The following is a 6,403-nucleotide window of genomic DNA, read 5'->3' on the forward strand; positions in this document are numbered from 1 at the left end:
CGCCCGCCCGGCGTACCCACAGGGGTACGCCGGGTAGATGTCGAAACTTTCGAAGGCCACCCCGGCGCGCTCGCCCGACGGCTTCGCGCCCACGCGTCATCACCGAAAGGCATCTGTCATGTTCAAGGCAACTCGTTCGGTCGCGGTCGGCTCCGCGGCCGCCGTGCTCCTGGTCTCCGCGTTCACCCTCTCCAGTGCTTCCGCCGCCACCGACGACACCGGCCGGCACGGCGGAAAGGGCCACGGCGCGGCCCCGCAGTCACTCGGCGCCCTCGGACTGAAGGCCGGACTGCGCATCGGCACGGCCGTCAACACCGACGCCCTGGCCGAGGACGCGCCCTACCGTGCCGAGGTCGCGGGGGAGTTCTCCTCCGTCACCGCCGAGAACGTCATGAAGTGGGAATCGGTCGAGCCGCAGCGAGGCACCTACGACTGGGCCGCGGCCGACGAGCTCGTCGACTTCGCGAAGAAGAACAGACAGCTCGTCCGCGGCCACACCCTGGTCTGGCACAGCCAGCTGCCCGCCTGGCTGAACAACGGCGACTTCACCGCCGACGAGCTGCGGGAGATCCTGCACCAGCACATCACCGACCAGGTCACGCACTTCAAGGGCAAGATCTGGCAGTGGGACGTCGTCAACGAGGCCTTCAACGACGACGGCACGCTGAGGGACAGCATCTGGCTGCGGAAGCTCGGACCCGGCTACATCGCGGACGCCTTCCGCTGGGCCCACGAAGCGGACCCCAAGGCGCGGCTGTTCATCAACGACTACAACATCGAGGGCGTCAACGCGAAGAGCACAGCCCTCTACGGGCTGGTCACCGAGCTGCGCAAGCAGCGCGTTCCGGTCCACGGCGTGGGAATCCAGGGGCACTTGGGCGTCCAGTACAGCGCGCCGCACGACATCGCCGACAACATGCTGCGCTTCGACCGCCTCGGTCTGGAGACCGCGATCACCGAGGCGGACGTCCGGATGCCCATGCCCGCCGACAGCACGAAGCTCGAGGCCCAGGCAGAGGGCTACGGGGTCCTGCTGCGCGGCTGCCTTCTCACCCCGGGCTGCAACGACTTCACCGTCTGGGGATTCACCGACACCTACTCCTGGGTGCCGGACACCTTCCCCGGCCAGGGCGCGGCCAACATCCTCGACGAGAACTACGCCCCCAAGCCCGCCTACAGCACCCTGCGTCAGACCTTGACGCTCGCCGCGGGCCGGCACTGAACCGCACCGTCCCCACAGGTACGTAAGAGGCGCCGTACGGGACTCCGTTCCGTACGGCGCCCACCCATTCCACACGTGTGCCGGCCGCCCCGGTCACGTACGCACATCGAGGAGTTCTGATGGCCCCGCTCGACTGGGCCGCCCTGGGCGGCTATTTCCTGGTGATGCTGCTCATCGGCCTCTGGTCGCACCGCCGCGTCGGCAATGTGAGCGACTACTTCACCGGAGGCGGCCGGATGCCCTGGTGGCTCTCCGGCATCTCCCACCACATGTCCGGGTACAGCGCCGCCGTGTTCGTCGCGTACGCCGCCATCGCCTACAGCTACGGAATCACCGTCTACGTGTGGGCCTTCCTGCCCCTCGCGTTCGGTACCGCGGTGGGCGCCTGGCTCTTCGCCCCGCGCTGGCAGAGACTGAGGCAGCGCTACGCGGTCGCCTCCCCCCTGGAATACCTCGCCAAGCGCTACAACGTGCCCACCCAGCAGGCGCTCGCCTGGAGCGGCGCGCTGCTCAAGGTGTTCGACGTGGCCGCGAAGTGGGCCTCCGTGGCCGTGCTGCTCAACGTGTTCACCGGCATGTCGATGACCACCGGAATCCTGATCACCGGCATCGTCACCCTGCTCTACTGCACGGTGGGCGGCCTGTGGGCCGACGCGCTCACCGACTTCGGGCAGTTCATCATCCAGGGCGCCGCCGCACTCGCCATGCTCTGGGTCGTGCTGGACCGGCTCGGGGACGGCCCGGCGGGCCTGGGCACCATCTGGGACAGGCTGCCCGAGGGGCACGGGCAGCCGCTCGTCGGCCCGTACACCGCGACCTTCCTCGGCGCGTACGTCGTCGTGAAGCTCTTCGAGTACAACGGCGGCATGTGGAACCTGGCCCAGCGGTACATGGCCACGGACTCCCCGAAGGCCGCACGCCGTTCGGCCGTGCTCTCCGCCCTGCTGTACGTGATCTGGCCGGCCGTCCTGCTGTTCCCGCCCGTCGCCGCGGCCGTCCTGCTGCCGGACATCGCGGACCCGCAGAAGGTCTACGCGCTGATGGCGGAGTCCTACCTGCCCGCAGGGCTCGTCGGCCTGACGCTGGCCGGGATGTTCTCCCACACCATGGCGATGGCCTCCTCGGACGCCAACGCGGTCTCCGCGGTCGTCACCCGCGACATCATCCCCGCCGTGGTCCGCCGCGCGCGGGACCTGTCCCCGGCGACCGGGCTGCTCGTCGCCCGGGTGTGCACCGTCGTCTTCATCAGCGTCAGCATGATCGTCGCGATCCAGGCGGATCACTTCGGCGGCGTGCTGGGCATCATCGTCGGGCTGGTCGCGGCCGTGATGGGCCCCATATCCATCCCGATGCTGCTGGGACTGCTGCCCGCCTTCCGCCGGTTCGGGCCACGGGCCGCGCTCTCCTCCTGGGCGCTGGGGCTGCTCGGGTACCTCCTCGTGAAGTTCGTGCTCGACAGCACGGACCAGACGCTCGTGATCGTCACGCCGCTGGTCACGTCGCTGGCGGTGTTCATCGTCGTCGGGCTGATCAGTCCGGAGCCGGACGACACCGCCGACGCGATCGTCGCCGCGCTCTCGCCCGTCCCGAGCGGGGGCGGCGAACAGGCGCCGGCCGTCGACCCGGGCCCCGCCGCGCCGTCGGGCGTCACCGACTGACCTCGCCCGGCCCGCACCGAACATCTGCCAAGGGCTCACGCCCGTCCAATTTGTCATGCGTGTGAACAAAATGGGGAGAGCGATATGGACAAGCACACCAGCCGCAGAGCGGTCCTCGGGGCCGGTCTCGGCTTCACGGCCCTGGCGGCGACGCCGCTCGGATCGCTGATGGGGCTCACCGGTGAGGCCGCGGCGACGCCGGTTGGCCCGGGACACCCCTCGGCGGTCCGCCCCACCGACCCCGGCGCGTACATCTCGTTCACGCCCCGATCCGGCGCCTTCCCGCTGGTCAGGGCGGGCAGGGCGGCCCCGATCGTGGTCAGCGACAAGGACTACGCCGGCGTCGTACGGGTGGCCGGTGACCTCCAGGACGACATCGAGCGTGTCACCGGCGTCCGCCCCGCGCTCTCGCGGGAGGCGACACCACGCGGCCGCGAGATCGTCCTCGTCGGCACCATCGGCCGCAGCCCGCTGATCGACGGCCTGATCTCCGCCGGGAAGCTGAACGTCTCCGGGGTCCGGGGCAAGTGGGAGACCAGCCTGCAGACCGTGGTGGAGAAGCCGCTGCCGGGCGTGGACCGTGCGTTCGTCATCGCCGGCAGTGACCAGCGCGGCACGGTCTTCGGCGCGTACGACGTCTCCCGGGGCATCGGCGTCTCGCCCTGGTACTGGTGGGACGACGTCACTCCCGTGCACCGCGACGCGCTGTACGTCCTGCCCGGCCTGCACAGTCAGGGCACCCCCGCCGTCAAGTACCGCGGGTTCTTCATCAACGACGAGAACCCGGCGCTGGGCACCTGGGCGCCCGCGTTCTTCGGCCCCGGCAAGGCGCCCGGTTTCGAGGGCGGGTTCAACGCCGCCTTCTACGCCAAGATCTTCGAGGTGATGCTGCGTCTGAAGGCCAACTACCTCTGGCCGGCGGTCTGGGGCCGGGCCTTCGCCGAGGACGACCCCGAGAACCACGCCACCGCGAAGGCCTACGGGGTCGTCATGGGCACCTCGCACGAGGCCCCGATGATGCGCGGCATCGAGGAGTGGAACCGGCACGCCGTCGCCGCCGTGCGTGACAGCGCCGGAAACATCACCAAGCCCGGACACGACCCGTACGGCGGCACCGGCGAGTGGTCCTTCCGCCGCAACGCCGATGCCATCAAGGCCTACTGGCGGGAGGGCATCCGCCGCATGGCGGACCAGGACTTCGAGGGCGTGGTCACCCTCGGCATGCGAGGCAACGGCGACGTCAGCCTGCCGGACGGCGACGGCATCGAGCTGATGACCGAGATCATCGCCACCCAGCGCGAGATCCTCGCCGAGGAAATCGGCGCACAGGACGGGGTTCCGCAGGTGTGGACCCTCTACAAGGAGGTCCAGCACTACTGGGACCGCGGCCTGAGGGTCCCGGACGACATCACCGTCGTCCTCACCGACGACAACTGGGCCAACGTCCGCAAGCTGCCGGACCTGAAGAACGACGCCCGCGGCGGCGGTTACGGCCTCTACTACCACTTCGACTACGTCGGGGTGGGGCGGAACTACAAGTGGGTCGACACCGCCTCGCTCCCCAACATGTGGGACCAGCTCCACCAGAGCGCGGCCTACGGCAACCACGGCCTCTGGGTCACCAACGTGGGCGATCTCAAGGGCAACGAACTGGCCACCCAGTTCTTCCTGGAGTACGCCTGGGACCCCGACCGCTGGCCCCTGGACGCGCTCCCGGAGTGGGAGGAGCGTTACTCCGCGCAGAACTTCGGCGAGCGGCAGGCCGAGGAGATCGCCGAGATCCTGCGCACCTACGCCCGGCTTCAGTCCCGCCGCAAGCCCGAGCTGCTCAACCGGAAGATCACCCTCGACCCGGCCAAGGACCCCGCGACGGATTCCTCCGCCATCGTCTACGACGACCGGGCCACGCCCTTCAGCATCGTCGACTACCGCGAGCTGGAGCGGGTCACCGAGGACTGGCTGCGCCTGGACGCCGCCGCGGAACGCGTGCGGCGGGGCTTGCCGGCGTCCGCCCAGGACGCCTGGTACCAGCTCGTCGGATACGCGGTCCGGGCCACCGCGAATCTGTACGCCCTGCGGGAGGCCGAGTTCACCAACCTGCACTACGCGCCCCAGGGCCGCGCGCTGACCAACCAGCTCGCGGCCACCGCCGAGGCGGGTCTGGCCGAGGACCTCGCCCTGGCGAGGCGTTTCAACACCGAGGTGGCCGACGGCAAATGGGAGGGCTTCCAGACCCAGCCGCACATCGGCTACGGCGATGTGGACCGCTACGGCCCCAACGCGCCCTGGCAGCAGCCCGAGCTGAACAACGTGGCGATAGCGGACGAGATCTTCCCCGCCGTGCGGCGCATCGAACTCCCGCACAGGGCGGAGATGGGCGTGGCCGTCGACGGCTCCTCCGGCTGGTGGCCGGCGTCCGGTGAGGGCGGCGGCGAAGCGGTCCTGCCGGTCTTCAGCCCGTACCAGAGCCAGCCCGCGCAGTACGTCGAGGTGTTCAACCGGGGCACCGAACCCTTCGACTTCCGCATACGCACAGGTGTCTCCTGGCTGATCGCCGACCGGACGCGCGGCCGGGTGGACGCCCAGACCCGGGTCACCTTCCGGGTCGACTGGTCGCGGGCCCCGAAGGGCGTCACGCATGTTCCCGTCACGGTGTCCGGTCCCGGCGGCAGCGAGGTCGTCGTCCGGGCCGTGGTCGACCGGCCCCGAACGGCACGCGCGGAGCTGACGGGGTTCGTCGAGGCCAACGGATACGTCTCCATCGAGGCGGACCACTTCCACCGGGCGGTCGGCCGCGGAGGAATCTCCTGGCGGCGCATCCCCGGCATAGGCCGCACCGGATCGGGCATGGAGCCCTTCCCGGTCACCGCGGCACGGCAGAGCCCGGGCGGCCGCGGGCCCAGGCTGGAGTACCGGATGAGCCTCTTCACCACCGGACCGGTCACCGTCTGGGCGTACCTGTCGCCCCGCAACAACGCCCTCGCGACCGACGGACTCACCTACGCCGTCTCGTTCGACGACGACACGCCGCAGTCCGTCAAGATCACCGAGGTCACGGGGTCCGACGACGGCACCATGAACACGCAGTGGGCCCGCAACACCTCGGACAACGTGAACCGCACCGGCACCGCACACCACATCGGCCGGGCAGGCGCCCACGTACTGAAATTCTGGATGGTCGACCCGACCGTGGTACTCCAGAACCTCGTGGTGGACACCGGCGGCCTCAAGCCCAGCTATCTGGGTCCGCCGGAGAGTCTCCGGCTGAGCTGACCGGAGCGGGACGAGGAGGCGGCAGGGATGAGCATCGAGATCCGGGACACCGAGGGACGCGGTGCGACGCTGGAGGTGGCCCCAGGGCCCGCGGAGGGGCCTCTCCAGGTCGGAATCCTGATCGAGGGCCCTTCGGCGCACGCCTCCTGGTCCTGCACCCCGGCCGCGGCCAGGGAACGGGCCGCGGCGCTCGTCTCGGCGGCCGCCGAGGCGGAGAACGCGCGGTCGGCGGAGCCCGTCACCGTCAAGG

Annotated in this window: 3 protein-coding genes and 1 pseudogene; all 4 read left to right on the top strand. The window is 70.1% G+C overall.

The genetic code is table 11. From position 1 onward, the window contains the following. Positions 1-118 precede the first annotated feature (118 nt). On the top strand, positions 119-1,222 hold the full coding sequence (locus tag ACFWFI_RS39945) for an endo-1,4-beta-xylanase (RefSeq protein WP_387400413.1): 1,104 nt from the start codon (positions 119-121) through the stop codon (positions 1,220-1,222). 119 nt (positions 1,223-1,341) lie between these two features. Continuing rightward, positions 1,342-2,880, top strand: coding sequence for a sodium:solute symporter family protein (locus tag ACFWFI_RS39950; protein WP_387400415.1), 1,539 nt, complete (start codon positions 1,342-1,344; stop codon positions 2,878-2,880). Between the two features lie 84 nt (positions 2,881-2,964). Then, positions 2,965-6,153: a glycosyl hydrolase 115 family protein gene (locus ACFWFI_RS39955; RefSeq protein WP_387400417.1), complete on the top strand. Its 3,189-nt coding sequence runs from the start codon at positions 2,965-2,967 to the stop codon at positions 6,151-6,153. Positions 6,154-6,180: 27 nt separating this feature from the next. After that, positions 6,181-6,403, top strand: a pseudogene (locus ACFWFI_RS39960) (hypothetical protein); the annotation flags it as partial.

The sequence above is a fragment of the Streptomyces sp. NPDC060209 genome, from assembly GCF_042728155.1.
Lineage (GTDB): Bacteria > Actinomycetota > Actinomycetes > Streptomycetales > Streptomycetaceae > Streptomyces.

Coding starts and splice junctions, on each gene's coding strand:
- ACFWFI_RS39945 (WP_387400413.1), top strand. CDS start 119: ATGTTCAAGGCAACTCGTTCGGTCGCGGTCGGCTCCGCGGCCGCCGTG.
- ACFWFI_RS39950 (WP_387400415.1), top strand. CDS start 1,342: ATGGCCCCGCTCGACTGGGCCGCCCTGGGCGGCTATTTCCTGGTGATG.
- ACFWFI_RS39955 (WP_387400417.1), top strand. CDS start 2,965: ATGGACAAGCACACCAGCCGCAGAGCGGTCCTCGGGGCCGGTCTCGGC.